Genomic DNA, 19452 nt, shown 5'->3' on the forward strand with positions numbered 1-19452 from the left:
ACAAATTTATATTCCGAGCGAGGTAAATTTGATGTTTTCTGATATTGACTTAATAAGATTGAATTCATCTGCGTAATTTCCCCCTAGTAGATGTTATTTCACTTAGTCCCATATATAAAAAAGCCCGCTTATTTCTAAGCGGGCTTTTTAAATACATTAAAGTAAGATATTACTCTTCTTCTGCTGTATCTTCATCCGATCCAGTTTCAGGCATCTCAGTTACTTCAGCATTTATTGCTGCTTCTGTGATTTCGCCCTCTTCACCTTCAAGGATTTCAAGCTCTTCTGGTTCATCAATGCGTTGTAGGCCAACTACATTTTCATCTTCAGCAGTGCGGATCAGTGTAACACCTTGGGTATTACGACCCACTTGGCTTACTTCTGATACGCGAGTACGAACTAGCGTACCTGCATCAGTAATCATCATGAACTCATCACCATCTTCAGTTTGAACCGCACCAACAACACTGCCGTTACGTTCAGAAACTTTGATAGATACAACACCTTGTGTTGCACGGCTCTTCGTAGGGTATTCAGAAAGTTTAGTACGTTTACCGTAACCATTTTCTGTTACTGTTAAAATATCGCCTTCGTTTGAAGGAACAATTAACGAAACAACCTGATCTTCACCAGTTAGTTTCATACCACGAACACCCGAAGCAGTACGACCCATTCCACGAACATGCTCTTCGTTGAAACGAACCACTTTACCCGCTTTAGAGAACAGCATGATTTCATTTGAGCCATCAGTGATATCAACACCGATTAATGAATCATCTTCACGTAGATTAACTGCAATCAGGCCGTTTGCACGAACTTTAGCAAATTGATCCAGTGATGTTTTCTTAACCGTACCATCACCTGTCGCCATGAAGATGAACTTATCTTCAGAGTATTCAGATACTGGTAAAATCGCTGTAATACGCTCACCTTCTTCTAAAGGAAGAATGTTCACGATAGGCTTACCACGAGCAGTACGACTAGCTTGAGGAAGTTGGAATACTTTCAAGCTGTATGCTTTACCACGTGTAGAGAAGCAAAGGATATTATCATGAGTATTAGCAACAAGTAGACGTTCGATATAATCGGTGTCTTTCATCTTAGTTGCACTCTTACCTTTACCACCACGACGTTGAGCTTCGTAGTCACCTAAAATTTGGTACTTAACATAACCTTCACGAGAAAGTGTTACTACTACGTCTTCTTGTGTGATTAAGTCTTCCATGTCGATATCGTGAATTGCTGCACCAATTTCAGTGCGACGCTCATCACCATAAGTATCACGAACGGCTACTAATTCGTCACGGATAACTTCCATTAGACGCTCAGTGCTTGCAAGAATATGCATTAGCTCTGCGATTTCATCTAATAAAGCTTTGTATTCGTCTAGAATTTTTTCATGCTCTAAACCAGTTAAACGGTGTAGACGTAATTCTAGAATTGCTTGAGCTTGTTGTTCCGTTAAGAAGTATTTACCTTCACGGATACCAAACTCTGGCTCCAACCAATCAGGGCGAGCTGCATCTGTACCTGCACGCTCTAGCATGTCAGATACGTTGCCAAGATCCCAACCGCGAGCGACTAGGCCTAGTTTAGCTTCTGCTGGAGTTGGCGCATTTTTGATTAGCTCAATGATTTCATCAATGTTTGCTAATGCTAGTGCTAAACCTTCAAGGATATGAGCACGATCACGCGCTTTGCGTAATTCAAAAATAGTACGACGAGTTACCACTTCACGACGGTGATCAACAAAACACTTCAACATTTCTTTCAAGTTGAACAGTTTTGGTTGGCCATTGTCTAGTGCAACCATGTTTACGCCGAATGTAGTTTGAAGCTGAGTTAATGAGTACAGGTTATTAAGAACCACCTCACCTACTGCATCACGCTTACATTCAATAACAATACGCATACCATCTTTATCAGATTCGTCACGCAGTGCTGAAATGCCTTCTACTTTCTTATCTTTAACAAGCTCTGCAATCTTTTCAATTACACGGGCTTTGTTTACTTGATAAGGGATCTCAGTAACAATAATGGTTTCTTTGCCATTTTTGTCAGCTTCGATGTTTGCTTTAGAACGCATGTAAACTTTACCACGGCCTGTTTTATATGCATCAACGATGCCTTTACGACCACTGATTAATGCAGCTGTCGGAAAGTCAGGACCTGGAATATAGTTTATTAGCTCATCGATAGTAATATCTTCATTCTCGATGAATGCTAAGCAACCATTAACCACTTCAGTTAAGTTATGAGGTGGAATGTTTGTTGCCATACCAACAGCAATACCTGATGCACCATTAACTAATAAGTTAGGTACACGAGTAGGTAATACCGCAGGGATTTGTTCTGTACCATCATAGTTAGGAACGTAGTCTACGGTTTCTTTGTCTAAATCTGCCAACAGTTCGTGAGCGATTTTCGACATACGAACTTCGGTATAACGCATCGCCGCCGCTGAATCCCCATCGATAGAACCAAAGTTACCTTGGCCATCAACAAGCATGTAGCGTAGTGAGAACGGCTGCGCCATACGTACTATCGTGTCGTATACAGCACTATCACCGTGTGGGTGATATTTACCAATTACGTCGCCGACTACACGGGCAGATTTTTTATATGGTTTATTCCAATCATTACCTAATACATCCATCGCAAATAAAACACGGCGGTGTACAGGTTTTAGACCATCACGCACATCTGGAAGAGCACGACCAACGATTACTGACATCGCATAGTCTAGGTATGAACCTCGAAGCTCATCTTCAATATTTACGGGCGTGATCCCTTTAGCAAGATCGCTCATAGAGCCAATATCCCTCAAATTAGTTCTGTCGTATCAATATCAATTACTTTATCAATCATACTATCTATAAAGATAAAGTAATTGATACTGATAAACGTGCAAGATTGCAAAATATAGCACATAACACTTCTATTTCGCATCGTTTTAATTCGTAAAATAGCTCTTAAGCTTAAGAATCCTACGAAATCAGGAGCAAGTCACATAGCTGAGCATCATATTCTTGAAAAACCTCATAAAAAGCGGCGAAAAAATCACCATTTTAAAGTCTCTCTTTCTGTTTTTTTTCTGTATATAATGAAAGGAAGACAAAAAAGGAATAATTACTATGACTCAGCAGTTAAATGTCGATCCGGCAGAAATCAAAAAATTTGAAGATATGGCGTCTCGTTGGTGGGATCTTGAAGGTGAATTTAAACCATTACACCAAATTAATCCATTACGTCTGAACTACGTATTAGATAGCGCTAATGGCTTATTTGGTAAAAAGGTATTAGATGTGGGCTGTGGTGGCGGCATTCTAGCTGAGAGCATGGCAAATCAAGGTGCTGATGTTATTGGATTAGATATGGGGAAAGAGCCTCTAACTGTTGCTCGTTTACATGCTTTAGAGACGGGCGCTACATTAAAGTATATTCAATCAACAGCAGAACAACACGCCGAAGAGAACCCTGAAACATATGACGTAATTACTTGTATGGAAATGTTAGAGCACGTTCCTGACCCACTTTCAGTAATCCGCTCATGCGCAAAGATGGTAAAACCTGGTGGACACGTATTTTTCTCTACATTGAATCGTAATATCAAATCTTACTTATTTGCTATTGTTGGTGCAGAACAGTTGCTTAAACTGGTACCTAAAGGCACCCATGACCACGATAAGTTCATCCGCCCTTCTGAATTATTGAAGATGCTAGATCAAACGGCATTACAAGAGCAAGGCATTACAGGCTTACATTACAACCCATTAACAGATGTCTATTCATTAGGCAAAAATGTGGATGTTAACTATATCGTCCATACTACTTTATAATCCCTAATCATCGCCTATCATAATTTTCACTCTTTATCTGTGCTCTTAATACAAATAAAGAGTGAATTAATTTCAAAATACTTCAATTCTTATCTTGTTTACTAAAGCTCCATTAATGCTAAATTTAGAGCAACAAATCAGCAATTTTTTTTGATTCTTAGAGATCCACCTAAACCACAAAAATCAAGAAAAATATTTTTTCTACTGTCTACTTCTCCACCATTACGAAATACGTTATTTCTGATGTCTTGATATAGCTAATCTCACTCGGTTAGTGCCTACTTACTGTTTTTTTTAATTCATAGGTTATCCACAGGGCTGTCTCATTTTCTAACTTGATTACCTATCAATTTATCACTATCTTGTAGCCAATTACTTATTAAGCCCTATATGTTGTGTTTACTTCCAAATTCAACACTATGAGCTTGATCACAAATTAATAACGAAAATTACAAATATTACATCTTTCGTTCTTCATTCTAAGGAAAAGTAGCAAATGACCCAACAGCTTACCGTTACTAAGCGAAATGGCACCACAGAAAAGATCAACTTGGAAAAGATCCATAAAGTGATCACCTGGGCTGCAGAAGATCTAGATAACGTTTCAGTGTCTCAAGTTGAAATGAAATCTCATATCCAATTTTATGATGGCATGAAGACGTCTGACATTCATGAAACTATCATTAAAGCAGCTGCCGATCTTATCTCTGAAGAAACGCCAGATTACCAATATCTTGCTGCTCGTTTGTCTGTTTTCCACCTACGTAAAAAAGCGTATGGCCAATTTGAGCCACCAACGCTGTTTAATCACGTACACAACCTAATCGAATTAGGTAAATACGATAAACACATTACTGAAGATTATTCTGAGGCGGAATTCGACCTGATGGATCAAATGATCGATCACAGTCGTGACATGGATTTTTCATACGCTGCCGTTAAACAACTTGAAGGTAAATATTTCGTTCAGAACCGTGTAACGGGCGCGATCTACGAAAGTGCACAATTCCTTTATATCCTTGTTGCTGCATGTTTATTTGCAAAATATCCAAAAGATACGCGTCTTGATTATATTCAACGCTTCTATGACGCAACATCTACATTTAAAATTTCACTACCTACACCAATTATGTCTGGTGTGCGTACTCCTACTCGTCAATTCAGCTCTTGTGTTCTTATTGAGTGTGACGATAGCCTAGATTCAATTAACGCAACTGCTGGCTCTATTGTACGTTACGTATCTCAACGTGCGGGTATTGGCATCAATGCTGGTCGTATTCGTGCTCTTGGCTCTGAAATTCGCGATGGTGAAGCTTTCCATACGGGTTGTATCCCATTCTACAAATACTTCCAAACAGCGGTAAAATGTTGTTCTCAGGGTGGTGTTCGTGGTGGTGCTGCGACCTTATTCTACCCTATTTGGCATCGCGAAGTTGAATCTCTACTGGTTCTTAAAAACAACCGTGGTGTTGAAGAAAACCGTGTTCGTCATATGGACTACGGCGTACAAATCAACAAATTAATGTACACTCGCCTAATTAAAGGTGGCCACATTAGTTTATTCTCACCATCTGATGTACCTGGTCTATACGATGCGTTCTTTGCTGATCAAGTAGAGTTTGAACGCCTATATGACATTTATGAGCAAGATACATCAATCAAGCGTGAAACAGTAAAAGCAATTGACCTATTCTCTTTGCTTATGCAAGAGCGTGCATCTACAGGTCGTATCTACATTCAAAACGTCGACCACTGTAATACTCACAGTCCGTTTGACCCAAGTGTTGCTCCTGTTCGTCAATCTAATCTATGTTTAGAAATTGCATTACCAACGAAACCACTAACACACGTTAATGATGAAGAAGGTGAAATTGCACTTTGTACGCTGTCTGCATTTAACTTAGGTGCTATTGAAAAACTTGAAGATCTTGAAGAATTAGCTGAACTTGCTGTACGTGCTCTTGATGCATTACTTGATTATCAAGACTACCCTCTTCCTGCTGCATATAAGTCAACGATGAATCGCCGTACATTAGGTGTTGGTGTTATTAACTACGCTTATTACCTTGCGAAAAATGGCGTGAAATATTCTGATGGCAGTGCAAACGGATTAACACATAAAACGTTTGAAGCAATTCAATTTTATCTTCTAAAAGCATCTGTTGGTTTAGCAAAAGAGCAAGGCGCTTGTCCTGCATTCAATGAAACAACTTATGCACAAGGTATCTTACCTATCGACTCTTATAAAAAAGACATCGATAACGTATGTACTGAGCAATTACACCTAGATTGGGAAACATTACGTCAAGAGATTAAAACTCACGGCCTACGTAATTCAACCCTGTCTGCATTAATGCCTTCAGAAACGTCTTCTCAGATCTCTAACGCAACCAATGGTATTGAGCCACCACGTGGCTTTGTGTCAGTGAAAGCATCTAAAGATGGTATCTTGAAGCAAGTTGTTCCTGATTACGTAAATTTAAAAGATAACTATGAGTTACTTTGGAACATTGGTTCAAATGATGGTTACCTACAACTTGTAGGTATTATGCAGAAGTTTGTTGACCAAGCTATCTCTGCAAATACAAACTATGATCCAAACCTTCAGCCAAATGGCAAAGTGCCAATGAAACTGTTGTTAAAAGATCTATTAACTGCTTATAAATTAGGTCTTAAAACACTGTATTATCATAATACCCGTGATGGTGCTAGTGACTCACAAGGTGATCTAGGACAAGATGACGATTGTGCAGGCGGCGGTTGTAAGATCTAAATTTTCATTTTAAAATCAGCCCGCTTTCATTAGCGGGCTTGTTTATCTTTTAACACCAAATCTATAATTATTAATCCAATATGTGCCTAAGTTCGTATAGGTGTTTATCGGCATAATTTTTAAATTAAGAAGCCCTTATCTATTTCTTTGGCTTTAATCACATTGAGGTTTCCATGGCGTACAGTACTTTCCGACAAGAAAAAAATGATCAATTGAAAGAACCTATGTTCTTAGGTAACTCGGTAAATGTTGCTCGTTATGACCAACAAAAATTTCAGATCTTTGAAAAACTTATCGAAAAGCAACTTTCGTTCTTTTGGCGTCCAGAAGAAGTCGATGTATCAGGCGACCGTATTGATTACAATAACTTACCTGAGCATGAACAACATATCTTCATTAGTAATTTAAAATATCAAACACTTTTAGATTCAATTCAAGGACGCAGCCCAAACGTTGCTTTACTGCCTTTGGTTTCTATTCCTGAATTAGAAACATGGATTGAAACATGGTCTTTCTCTGAAACGATCCACTCACGTTCATACACTCATATTGTTCGCAATATTGTTAACGATCCTTCAGTAATTTTTGACGACATCGTTGAAAATGAAGAAATCCTAAAGCGTGCGAAAGACATTGCACACTATTACGATAACTTGATCCAGGCGACAAATGATTATCATCGTTTAGGTGAAGGGACACATACTATTAACAATGAAGAAGTTATCGTTTCAAAACGTGAACTAAAGAAAAAATTGTACCTTTGTTTAATGTCTGTAAATGCGTTAGAAGCGATTCGTTTCTATGTTAGCTTTGCTTGTTCTTTTGCGTTTGCAGAACGTAAACTAATGGAAGGTAATGCAAAAATCATCAAACTTATCGCACGTGATGAAGCGCTTCACCTAACTAGTACTCAGCATATGGTTAATTTACTTCGTACAGGTCAAGATGATCCTGAGTTTGTAGAAATTGCAGCAGAATGTGAGCAAGAATGTTTTGATTTATTTAAAGCCGCTGCTGAACAAGAAAAAGAATGGGCAAACTACCTATTTAAAGATGGTTCAATGATTGGTTTAAATAAAGATATTCTTTGCCAATATGTTGAATACATTACTAACTTACGCATGAAAGCGGTTGGCCTGAGTAGTGCATATGAAGGCGCAACTCAAAACCCTATCCCATGGATTAACTCTTGGTTAAGTTCTGATAATGTTCAGGTTGCACCTCAAGAGACTGAAATTAGTTCATACCTTGTTGGTCAAATTGACAATGACATGGATGCCGATGATTTAGGCGACTTTGAACTTTAAGTTTATCTGAATAAAATAAGAACCGAGCCTAACCGCTCGGTTTTTTTATATCTACAATCTATGACACCATCCACAATTTAGACTTATTGATAGCATTAAAAATGAGACATCACTTCATATAATTATTCATATATGCAATAATTTCTTGTAATAACATAATAATTATAAAAGTAAATTATGGCTAAGAATCTATGGAATGATTATTTACTGGAGCAAGTGCGCCAGTTACCTTCAGCTTCATCCAAAGAGCAGGTTCAATTTCACCTGAATACGATCACAGTTGAAGCATTGAAACAAAATCAAATTGTCCCACCACAATTTGACTATATACTTCAAGCTTACCTTCTCTCTCGTTCAGGGAAATTAATCGAATCCATCAGTTTATTTTTTGATGCCATTACTTTTGCTCAGCAAAACAAACAAGAGTTCTTAATCTGTTTCTGTAATTATAATATCGGCACGCTTTACGGAATGCTTGGTAATTATTTTTACGCCCATAAGTTTTTAACAAAAGCTGAAAAATCCCAGCAGTTTTGTGATAGCTATATAACAGGACTTATTAAAAATAATATTGGCGATATTTTTCGTCAAATTGGTAATTTCAGCGAAGCTTTGACTTATCTTTATGAAGCGAAAACACGACTAGATCAATATGGTTCAAGATCATCGATCGCGTTACCATTATTTAATATTGCAGAAATTAAAGCAAAACAATGTCGTTTTACTGAATCCCAAGCGATCCTCGACTCCCTTTTTCATCATATTCAAGGTGAACCTCGATTTTTAGGTTTTTACTATAAAATTAAAGCAGAAATCGCAAATGGATTAGAGCAGATAGAAGAAGCGGAAAAATGCCATCTACTTTCTATTGAGAAAATGAAAGCGAGCCAACACGATTATTATTATGCTGAGATGATCTTAGAATATTGCCAGTTTTTAACCAGCTATGATAAATATTCAGCTCTCGATCGATACATTAAGCAAGGACTCGATATTGCTAAAGCAATCGAAAGCGATAAGTTAATTGATGGCTTTAATGACATTATTTTACTTAGAATTAAAGACATTAAAGAAATAGAAATTAGAGAAAAACATTATCAAACATTGACCTCTTCTCTACTTAATTCTAGAAGAGAATTACTTAAAAGAGAAAGTGATTATCTGCAACAACTTTACCGTCTTAATACAGCTAAACTTGAACTTAGTACTGTCAAGTCATTGTCTGAAAACTTAGCCTTAATAAATAAAATCGGCCAATATATAAATAACAGTACTGATATTCAAAGTATTTTACCTAAGATCCAAGAAGATCTTTCAGCACTATTCCAAACAGACACACTAGCGCTCGGCTTTTACAATAAAGAACAAGATAATATAACCATTCATTATATGGATGATAAGCAACCCGTTACACATCCTTACGTAACCAATTGCCAAAATGAAGCCACTTATATGAGCTATTGTATAAAAAGTGATTCTTCATTCTACTTTAATCATATGAATTCAGAACAAAAAGTAGTGATGCTAGGAGAGAGTTGTGATAAACGAGTGACTTGTAAATCTGTCATGTTTTCTCCAATTAAATTTAATGGAGAAGTACAGGCTTGCTTTACTGTACAAGCAAAAGAAAGCTATCAATACCAAGCATTTCATTTTGAATTATTTATTCAATTAATTAACTATATTTCCATTGCACTTGAGAATCAATACAACCGACAGCAGCTACTGCATTTATCGCAAACCGATCATTTAACCCAACTTTGGAATCGTAACTCTCTTGAGTCACACTTTAATCAACTCAAACGACAATTTACTCAAAATTATACAGGGATAATGCTCGATATCGATCACTACAAAGAATACAACGACACTTATGGTCATATTGCAGGAGATGAAGTCTTAATCAAAATAAGTCAGCTCATCAAAAAGCATTTTCATTGTTTAAAAACACGAGTGTATCGTTACGGTGGTGATGAGTTTTTCATTCTCATTGCAGAGGTTAATCAAGATAAAATGCGCAGTAAAATAGAATCTTTATTAAGTGAAATTAAGCATCTTTTAATTCCACATGAGAATTCACACTGCTCCAATGTTATATCTGCATCCGTAGGAATTAGCTACGCTATAGACCCACAAGGTTCATTAACCCTGAATAGCCTCATAGAGCAAGCAGATAAAGCATTATACAAAGCAAAAGGCAATGGAAGGAATTGCTATTATGAACGCTCTCAGATGGAAATCTTAACCGAATAACCTTAATATTAACGACTCTATTTTTCGTTCCAGTTATGCTATTCTTTTGTCATCTGTTTTATCTATATAATTCGATATCATATGACCAAAATACACATTAATCAGATTATCACTTTAACTAATCAAGTAAATAAATCACTGTTAGAAGTCATGGAAGATCAAGGTATGGTAATAGAGTCCCATTGTCGAAATGGTGACTGTGGAACATGCCGCTGCACTCTCATCTCAGGTAAAGTCCGCTACCAATCATTTCCTTTGGCCTTTTTAGCTCCTAATGAAATTTTACCTTGTGTTTGCAAAGCAAAAACAGACCTCGTCATTGAAGGTGTTAATTTTCAAATGTCTGAAAAAGAGGCATAAAAAAACGACCCTATTGGATCGTCTTCTTTATATTAATTGAATCAATATTTATTGTAATGCACTTTGCGGTACATAAATTTCAGATTCTCTATTTAATGATTCATAATGGCCAAACATCGGTTTCTTCTCTAAGCATCGACGTAACATATCAAGCATAAGTGTTGAAACAATTGAGCGCATTTCATTGTAGCTATAATTACGCTTTAAACTGATCAATTGCCCCCACTCTCCATATGGGGTCGATAATGCCACTGCAACTTTACCTTGTAGCATTGGACCAGATGAAAGACCAATTGCTGTCTGCGTTCTTTCACGTGTAGCAGCAGCTAATGCTAATGCTGCAGCCAAAGGATCTTGCCCCGCCATTTGCTGATCTACTTGTGAAGATAAAATCCAACCTTGCTTCATGTTGGTACGTATTTGTTCATCTTCTTGTAGCCAACTCGTTAACCAGCCCCCTGTTGCTTGTTCTGCGACCGTCAGGTTTAGTGAAAACTCACTTAATAATGCGCCTACATTAGGAAGCATAGATTCATCAACGCTAACCACATTATCACCAAGTAAATGATACATTCTTTCTAAAACAGGAAAGCGTCCATCGTGATTTGCAGGGCCAAATAATTTAACTTCAATAAATGGTAAGGATGATCGATATCCAATCTCAAATCCATGAGGTAAGCGGATCTGTTGTAACTTATCTTGAATGCCAGATTCAGATAGTCCAAAAGTAAACAAACGACTGCATTCAGATGCTTCTACCATTGGATGCCATTGTTTCATTCTAGGCAGGATCTGATGCTCTATCATTACTTTAAATTCAGATGGCACACCAGGAGTGAATATCACTATTGATTTGTTAACTTCAATAAAGAAACCACAGGCAGTTCCTACAGGGTTGTCAATAAGTTGAGCCCCTTCTGGTAACATAGCTTGCTTAATATTACTGTGGGGCATCTCTTTGCCTAGCTCTAGATATCGAGCTTGCATTCGGTCCAACCAATATTGAGACATTACTAGCGGGCTATTTAATACCTTTGCTGCTGCTTCTCCAGAAATATCATCCGATGTTGGTCCTAACCCACCATTTACAATAACGACAGACGCTGTAATCGTTTGGTGCTGAATTTCAGCAACTAATGCCTCAATATTATCGCCAACAGTAGAGCGGTTCGATAATTTAAAGCCGTGTTGATAAAATAGTTGAGACATCCATGCGGCATTTGTATCAACAATATCCCCATGTAGGACTTCTTCACCTGTGCTAATCATTGCAACTTGCAACATGCACTCTTCCTCTTTGATATTTCTATAATTATGTCTAATTTATCACATTAAGCGATTTAAAAAACCCATCTACTTTCAATTATAGTGAATATTATAACCACAAACCAATGTAAAGAATTACTTACATGAAGTGTAATTTAAATTATACAAACGATTGTATTTAAATTCGATACGGCGTACATTTATATCATTGAAAAAAGCACTCAGTTTGAACTGATTTAGTATAGAAGATGTATAAATGAAGACAAAAGTTCTCGGAAGCTCTCTAATTATCGCAGGAACCACTATTGGTGCAGGAATGCTTGCTTTACCTCTTGTATCCGCTAGTTTAGGTTTCTTTACAGCAAGTCTACTCATGATTGGAATATGGGCAATTATGAGTTATACCAGTTTATTAATGCTAGAAGTTCATCAATATGGACAACGAAGCGCTACACTACACAGTCTTGCTCTTCAATTTCTAGGCAAAAGTGGACAACGAATTGCTACTTTTTCAATGCTATTTCTTTTTTATGCTTTGTGTGCAGCTTATATTGCCGGTGGCAGCGAACAATTCCATTCTAAAATTAATGTCATCTCACCTTTTGAATTATCTAAGACAGGTTCTACAATTCTTTTCACTGTAATTGTTGCAGTTGTCATTACATTAGGAACAAAAACAGTCGATGTGATTAATCGTGGCTTATTTACATTAAAGCTGATCATGCTGGTATCGATTCTATTTTTCTTAACTCCAAATATTACAGGCGAATACTTAATGTCACTTCCTGTCCATCAAGGTGTATTTATCACTGCGTTACCTGTGATTTTTACTTCTTTTGGCTTTCATGGCAGTATTCCAGCAATCGTTAATTACCTTGATCTAGATATCAAAAAAATTAAAACCAGCTTATTAATCGGTTCTTCTCTTCCTTTAGTTATCTATTTATTTTGGCAGGGCATTACTTTAGGTCAGCTTTCTCAATCAGAATTTGAACAAATTAATGGATTAAATCAATTTATTACAACCATTCAACAATCAATTGATCACCAGTTTATTCAATTAGCTTTATCTTTATTTGCTGATTTAGCACTATTAACTTCATTTATTGGAGTGAGCTTAGGCCTATTTGAATTTCTGAGAGATTCATCAAAACAATGGCAGAAATCATCGGTAATTACAGCATTATTAACCTACACTCCACCTTTAATGTTTGCTTTGTTTTACCCACAAGGATTTATTACGGCACTAGGCTACGCAGCAATAGCTCTTGTCATACTAGCTCTATTTTTACCTGTAGCTTTAGTTATCTCAGCACGAAAAACACATAAAGAATCTGAATATACCGTTATTGGTGGTACTCCCGCTTTAGTTATTGTCTTATTTTTTGGTTTAGTCATTATTGGTAGTCAATTATTCAGCTCTTTGTAATAAGCTCCGACCACAAGCATTGAACTAAATCTATATATTATAAACCTCTGTATTTAAGGCCTATTTATCTCTTCGAATGAGGAATAAAGAGGCCTTTTTTTACTTTTATGTTTTGCTTTTCTCAATTAATAGTAGATAATTGTGATCTAGCTCAGTATTTAATTGATTAAGGACTTTCTGTGAAAAAACAAGCAATAGCCAGTTTGCTTTTAGGTTGTGCAGCGTCAACAAACGCATACGCACTCGATACTAACAGCGCTTATGACATGGAATATAAAAATGATTGTTCTACAAACATTTATTCTAGCTATTGTTCAAATGCTGCTTTTAACTTTTCTCCAATGCGATTAGACGGTGATACCACACCATCAAAAGTAGCAGAAACAGATACTTTTTCTACAGATACTGCTCTACCTCATTATTTACGTGTGTCTGATGAACGTGATTGGGATTACCTATTAGAACAGTCTTATACCATTCTCGGTTTGAGTGTTGCCACAGTAGGCTTAATGACATTTTTACCAGAAAGTATTACAAAGTGGGATTCTGAAGACTCAAGTCTTAAAGGCCTTGGTAGCAAATGGAAAGATAACGTTAGTGCTGGCCCTGTTTGGGATAAAGATGAACATTTCTTAAATTACGTTATGCATCCTTACTTTGGCGGCGTTTACTATACTGCTGCTCGTCATGCTGGTTTTAATGAGTTTGAATCTTTCTTATATTCTACTACTATGTCTACTTTCTTTTGGGAATATGGTGTAGAGGCATTCGCTGAAGTACCCTCCATTCAAGATTTATTTGTAACTCCATTCTTTGGCGCTGTTGTTGGTGAGTTAATGTTACAACAAGAGCTCAGCATTACTGAAAACGGTGGTGAAGTGATGGGCTCAGAAGCACTTGGTAGCTTTAGCTTGTTCTTCTTAAACCCTGTTGGCCATATTCATTACTGGGTTACTGATGCCTGGGGTGGCGATACCGAAGTTAACCTAGCGTACAATGCATGGTTCAGTAATGGTGATGCTGCACAATTTGCTTATGATGCAGGTATGCCTTACACAGACCAATTTGTCGGCCTTGAAGTTAAATTAAAATTTTAAGTACATAGATACTCAAAAAAGACATCCTAAGCGATGTCTTTTTTTATATCTAAATCCACCTAGGTTATCTTTTCATTTTTAATAAGCAATCGTTCAGTTGCAATATAATACCAAAGTGACAGACACAAAAAAGCCGAGGCAATCTCGGCTTTTTTGTGTCTTAAAGCTACTTACTAAAACATTAAGCTGCTTTGTAAATTACTTTATTACCAGCAAGTTGTTCACGTACAACAAGGTTTTCTTCAACTAGCTTTTTCAAACCACCTGTAGCCCATGCTGCCGCTTTTGCTTCTTCTTGACCAGCTGCTACGCCAATCTCTTTTGAATTGATACCTTCAGGATTCTGGCAAACAATATCAAATACAGTCTGTTGCTTTGGTGTAAGAGCAATATCTGTTGCTACTACTGCAGCTTTAGGTGCTGCTGCAACTACTGCTTCCACCTTTTTCTCAACTGGTTTAGCTACTTTTGCAGGTTTAGCTGCTTTTTTCACTTCAGTTTTTGGTGCAGTTGCTTTAATGCGTTTATGCAGCTTAGACTGTACTTTACGTTTGTGAGCAATTTTCATGAAACTTAAACTCCGTTGCGCTATGTCTATTTTTAAGCAAAACACGCTCAAAATGATAGCGGAAAAAAGATGTCAATTCCTAAAGTGAAACTCAAATAGTTGTATTGGAATTGGCGAAGCGCGTTTTATACCAAAAAACGCGCAATATTTATAGGGATGGTGACACTGTATGGCGAAAAGTGCGGCACTTTTGCCAAATTTCTTACCAAAAAGGCATTTCATCCGCAACAAACGGGTTTGTTTTGCGCTCATAGCCAAATGTAGATTCCGGACCATGCCCTGGTACAAATTTCATGTTATTACCCAAAGGCCACAGTTTTGTTTTAATTGAAGAAATAAGTGTCTCGTAATCCCCTTTAGGGAAATCAGAGCGGCCAATCGCACCTTTAAACAATACATCACCAACAAAAGCCATTTCAGCTTCTTTATTAAACAGCACTACATGACCTGGAGTATGGCCAGGAGTATGTAATACATGCAACTCTTGATTACCAAATACAACAACGTCGCCTTCGTCTAACCATTTACTTGGTTCAAACGCATCTGTATGTGGGAAACCAAATCGTTGACTTTGATTTGGGAGTCCTTGTAGCCAAAAATTATCTTCTTTATGTGGTCCAATAATTGGAGCGTGAGTAATTTCAGCTAACTCTTCTGTACCACCAACATGATCTAAATGCCCGTGGGTTAATACCAAATTCACAATTTCAATATTCAATGCTTCAATCGCTTGTTTTAGCAATTTAACATCACCACCAGGATCAATCACAACCCCTTTCATTGTTTCGTCACACCATACAATTGAACAGTTTTGCTCATAAGACGTCACTGGAATAATTTGATATTGTAAGCTCATGATTTTCTCTTCCTAAAATAATGGTATTAAGAATACCACGGCTATTATTTAAGGGGAATTTAGATATAGTATCCGTAATCAAACTTGTGGAACTTTGCTCCAATGATTATCCCACATAATATTGGTTTGATGGCTTGTTACATCGCCATGCTCAGTTCGGTTAATCGTTCTTCCTGTGCCTGAACTAATATGCCATTGTGGTTGGTCACTATCGCTATTATTAACGACCACCCCAGATGCATCGGCTAACGAAACTACCTCAACTAATTTATTCGTTGCTAAATTCCATACACCATAACAATTACCTCTTGGGGAGGTCGCTAGAACATGATCGCCCAATACAGCAATACTTGCGATATAATGATGAAACCGAAGCCACTCTTCGGGCTCTGCATTTAATAATTGCAAAGATTCTCCACGACGATGCACAGCGATCAATGGAACGCCATCTTCGGGTTCTCCTCTATATTGTTGCCCACACAATACACGTCCATCACCAGTTAAAGATAGATGACGAATACTTAGTTTATGATCAGGCAAACCAACCGATTCGAGTACCTTTCCCGTTTCTGTTGATAAATAAACTAATGCTGGCTTCATTGATTCTAAATTAACAGGCACTCTACCTTTAGTATGAACACCTCCCACTCCGATCGCTAAGGTTGTGTCATCAAAACGGATGACCTCATGCGGGCCAATACCAAATCCAGAGAACTCTTTCACTTTTATTAGTTGAGTTCCTTGCAATTGATAGACACCAATAACGCCTTCACTCGTATCCTTTTCGCCCTCTGTGGTATATAGCGTAAGCCCATCAGAAGAAAACACTCCATGTCCATAGAAATAACGATTGGGCATTGCAGCGGTAATAGAATAACTTTGACCTGTTTTAATAGAAAACAACTGCATATAATTTCCCGGACGACGAGCAAAGGCAACCGCCAGCTCACCATTAGGAGATATAGCCACTCCATGCCCTCTTTCTGGTAAAGAGATAGAATGGATTGGATAACCTTCACTATCAGCCACCACTGCACCAAAACGACCATTAGCCGTTCGGGAGCAAGAGATTAAAGAGGCTTTTTTATCCTCATGTGCTGTAGATGAGCAGGCTGTTAACCAAGGTGATAATGCGACCGCCCCAAAACTGCCTTTCAATAGTTTTCGTCTTTGATTATTAATCGCCATCGGTTGCATTAAACCCTATAGCAATGTTCAATTCGATAGCGACTTCTTCATGGATCAAGTATTTCAAATATTCTAATTTATTGTACAAAGCCAAGGTGTTTTGGTAACCAGATTTAGTCTGTAACTCAGCAAATAGTGATGACGATTCTGGCCATGTATCTAACGTAGAGTTAAAATGGTCTTCTATTCTTTCAGCTAAGTCTGAGTGTCCTTGCTCTTGTAAATAATGATCAAGCCCAACACCATTTGCCAAATAGAGATCACGCATAGCCATGACATTATATTTAAGCCAAATTAGAGAGGTTTCTGAGCGCCACGATTCAGAAAAATAAGGTCGAGGCTGTCCTATTTTAGCCAACGGACGACTAAGCTTCTTCATACTGTAATCAAGTTGATTAGCAAGCAATGCTATGTATTCATTTAACCACATAGTTTCATCTAACTGTGACCATGGATTTACCTGCCATGCTTGAGCCATTTTTTTCGTATTAAGCACCAAATTTTCAGTAATAGCTTGACCTAATTGACACGATTCTGTTGCTGGTAACGTCGATGCAGGATCAAATAACAACCACTCCACCGCACCTAAACCTTGGGTCGTAACACTCTGTTGTTGAATCAACTCACTATTCCAAGTTTGATCTTTTTTCAACAGTTGAGACATTTTTCGCCCAGTGGTGTTTTTCTTATCTGGCCAAAACTGAATATTCCAATTTAAGCTCAGCGCCGCTTCTGGCCCTCTCTCCTGACCTTGCAATGCCATCCACAATTGCATGGTCTGTTGCCATTGCATAACCACCGTTTCTTTTGCTGTTTTATTCGTGCAGTATTCTTCAAAACTCTCAGCCAATCGTTGGCTAGATTCAAGTAAACGTTGGGCAGATTGTTGTTCAATATAATAAACATGGTCAATCATATTGGTTGAGCTAGGAACTTGATTAGCCTCATTAGTATTTTGGCAGGCAGTAAGAAAAATGGTACTGCTTAACAATAGATAGATATTTTTCATTACTTACACCTTATAACGAATCTAAAAATGCTAATAATGCATTACGATCTTGTGTTGATAACTGAACGACTTTATCGCGTGCTTGTTGTGCTTCACCGCCGTGCCATAAAACAGCTTCTAGTACATTTCGAGCTCTACCATCATGTAGCATCTCAGTATGGCCATTCACTTCTTGTGTGTAACCAATTCCCCATAAAGGTGGTGTTCTCCACTCTTGACCATTAGCTAAGAACTCTGGTCGATTATCAGATAAGCCTTGTCCCATATCATGAAGTAACATATCGGTATAAGGGTGAATTAACTGATTAGATAACGCCGGTCTGTCTTCAATTTTTGCCGTCTTGATATTCGTTTTATGGCAACTTTCACAGCCGATATCTTTAAATAACTGTTGCCCTTTAATGACTTGAGGATCTTGAACATTTCGACGAACAGGTACGGCTAAATGTTGTGAGTAAAATTCAACAAAATTTAAGATTTTGTCACTCACTTCTGGAGTTCCGCCATAAGGCAGTTTTTCACAAATAGTTTGAGCTTGAGTGCAATCATCTTTAGGGAACATATTACTGGTTAAGCCTAAATCACCATTAAACGCCGCGGCATTCTGCTGCATTAATGTTGGTTGTCCTGCTTTCCAGCCAAAACGACCTAATGCTAACTCTTGAGCCTTAGCATCCCATACTTGATTAGCTTTACCTGAAATCACTTTATTCTCTTGTTTCTGTTGCTCAGCAAAACCTAAAATCGTTGATTCAGGGATAGATTCTAATAACCCTAAACCAATCATTGGCGGCGCAATACGTGCAGACATCAATACATTATCTGCCATATCCCCATACGCTAATTCTGTGATTGATAAATTGGGCTTACGTAACGTGACAACGTCACCATCAGAAAGCGTAATATGTTGTGATGTGTAAGTTATATGGATTTGCCCCTCTGGTTTAGCTCCAGATAGTGAAAAATCTTGTAACTGACCACCATAAATAGGCTCAGGGATCACCCCTTCTAAAATGACACGTCTTTTTTGCTCAGGAGTTAATGCCGGAATACTTAATCGCACCAACATAGAAACCGCATTAGTATCTCCCTCTCTTGGCGCATGACCACGCCCATCTTTAATATGGCAATTCTGACAACCATTAGTGTTAAAGAGAGGACCTAAACCATCTCTAGCATCAGTAGACGCTGGAGCTTGTACCCAAGGGTTACGAAAAAAACTGTTACCGACACTAAAATCTAACCGCTTACTCATTGGTAGATTTGCGGCGGGTAAAGAAAATGCGTTTTGACCTTCTTTCATCACGCTTGTTTTACCACCGGATGATATGTTCATAGAAATGCTATCTACTGAATCTACATTGGAAGAATAAACCGAAAAAGAGAAGGTTGAGAGTAAAGTAATTGCTCCAAGCATTACTGAGTTCATGATATCTGACATCCTGATAATCATTAATATGATTCTTATCGCCTGCCAATATAGGCATTGTTTATATTTATTTTAATT

14 protein-coding genes are annotated in these 19452 nt (G+C 37.7%); 7 read left to right on the plus strand and 7 right to left on the minus strand.

Features of this window, described 5'->3' with window-relative positions; genetic code table 11:
• Positions 1–169 precede the first annotated feature (169 nt).
• Positions 170–2809, minus strand: coding sequence for a DNA topoisomerase (ATP-hydrolyzing) subunit A (gene gyrA, locus BTO23_RS05760; protein WP_105063143.1), 2640 nt, complete (start codon positions 2807–2809; stop codon positions 170–172).
• A 325-nt stretch (positions 2810–3134) separates the two neighbouring features.
• Between gyrA and ubiG the strand changes: the two genes are divergently transcribed.
• The 5 genes from ubiG (at position 3135) to yfaE (ending at position 10532) form a co-directional block, all read left to right on the plus strand.
• Positions 3135–3839 carry a bifunctional 2-polyprenyl-6-hydroxyphenol methylase/3-demethylubiquinol 3-O-methyltransferase UbiG gene (ubiG, locus tag BTO23_RS05765; RefSeq protein ID WP_105063144.1) on the plus strand — a complete coding sequence of 235 codons (705 nt, stop codon included), beginning with the start codon at positions 3135–3137 and terminating at the stop codon, positions 3837–3839.
• Positions 3840–4335: 496 nt separating this feature from the next.
• The gene (gene nrdA, locus BTO23_RS05770) at positions 4336–6612 is read left to right on the plus strand and encodes a class 1a ribonucleoside-diphosphate reductase subunit alpha (protein ID WP_061002265.1); all 2277 of its coding nucleotides are present in this window, start codon (positions 4336–4338) and stop codon (positions 6610–6612) included.
• A gap of 173 nt (positions 6613–6785) precedes the next feature.
• Positions 6786–7919, plus strand: coding sequence for a class Ia ribonucleoside-diphosphate reductase subunit beta (gene nrdB, locus BTO23_RS05775; RefSeq protein ID WP_061002263.1), 1134 nt, complete (start codon positions 6786–6788; stop codon positions 7917–7919).
• Positions 7920–8207: 288 nt separating this feature from the next.
• Entirely contained in the window at positions 8208–10172 is a 1965-nt protein-coding gene (locus tag BTO23_RS05780) for a sensor domain-containing diguanylate cyclase (RefSeq protein WP_245922082.1), read from the plus strand.
• An 81-nt stretch (positions 10173–10253) separates the two neighbouring features.
• Positions 10254–10532, plus strand: a complete 279-nt coding sequence (yfaE, locus tag BTO23_RS05785) for a class I ribonucleotide reductase maintenance protein YfaE (RefSeq protein ID WP_105063145.1) — start codon at positions 10254–10256, stop codon at positions 10530–10532.
• Between the two features lie 48 nt (positions 10533–10580).
• Here yfaE and BTO23_RS05790 read toward each other — a convergent pair whose 3' ends face one another.
• Complete coding sequence (locus tag BTO23_RS05790) at positions 10581–11816, minus strand: CinA family nicotinamide mononucleotide deamidase-related protein (protein ID WP_061002259.1); 1236 nt, start codon at positions 11814–11816, stop codon at positions 10581–10583.
• A 238-nt stretch (positions 11817–12054) separates the two neighbouring features.
• Here BTO23_RS05790 and BTO23_RS05795 point away from each other — a divergent pair, with 238 nt between their 5' ends.
• Both BTO23_RS05795 and BTO23_RS05800 read left to right on the plus strand, forming a co-directional pair.
• Positions 12055–13227, plus strand: a complete 1173-nt coding sequence (locus BTO23_RS05795; protein WP_061011607.1) for an aromatic amino acid transport family protein — start codon at positions 12055–12057, stop codon at positions 13225–13227.
• Between the two features lie 179 nt (positions 13228–13406).
• Positions 13407–14324, plus strand: a complete 918-nt coding sequence (locus BTO23_RS05800) for a DUF3943 domain-containing protein (RefSeq protein WP_060990825.1) — start codon at positions 13407–13409, stop codon at positions 14322–14324.
• Positions 14325–14505: 181 nt separating this feature from the next.
• Here BTO23_RS05800 and BTO23_RS05805 read toward each other — a convergent pair whose 3' ends face one another.
• From BTO23_RS05805 to BTO23_RS05825, 5 genes are all read right to left on the minus strand, one after another.
• Positions 14506–14892, minus strand: coding sequence for a hypothetical protein (locus tag BTO23_RS05805; RefSeq protein WP_060990824.1), 387 nt, complete (start codon positions 14890–14892; stop codon positions 14506–14508).
• A 202-nt stretch (positions 14893–15094) separates the two neighbouring features.
• Entirely contained in the window at positions 15095–15748 is a 654-nt protein-coding gene (locus BTO23_RS05810) for an MBL fold metallo-hydrolase (protein ID WP_060990823.1), read from the minus strand.
• A 78-nt stretch (positions 15749–15826) separates the two neighbouring features.
• Positions 15827–16945, minus strand: coding sequence for a DUF1513 domain-containing protein (locus BTO23_RS05815; RefSeq protein ID WP_105063146.1), 1119 nt, complete (start codon positions 16943–16945; stop codon positions 15827–15829).
• A complete protein-coding gene (locus BTO23_RS05820; RefSeq protein WP_061002253.1) occupies positions 16926–17945 on the minus strand; it encodes an imelysin family protein in 1020 nt (339 codons plus the stop codon). The genes BTO23_RS05815 and BTO23_RS05820 overlap by 20 nt, the downstream gene beginning before the upstream one ends.
• Positions 17946–17955: 10 nt before the next feature.
• Positions 17956–19374: a di-heme oxidoreductase family protein gene (locus tag BTO23_RS05825; RefSeq protein ID WP_105063522.1), complete on the minus strand. Its 1419-nt coding sequence runs from the start codon at positions 19372–19374 to the stop codon at positions 17956–17958.
• Positions 19375–19452: the final 78 nt, after the last annotated feature.

Origin of the sequence: Aliivibrio sifiae (assembly GCF_002954715.1) — a bacterium.
Classification (GTDB): domain Bacteria; phylum Pseudomonadota; class Gammaproteobacteria; order Enterobacterales; family Vibrionaceae; genus Aliivibrio; species Aliivibrio sifiae.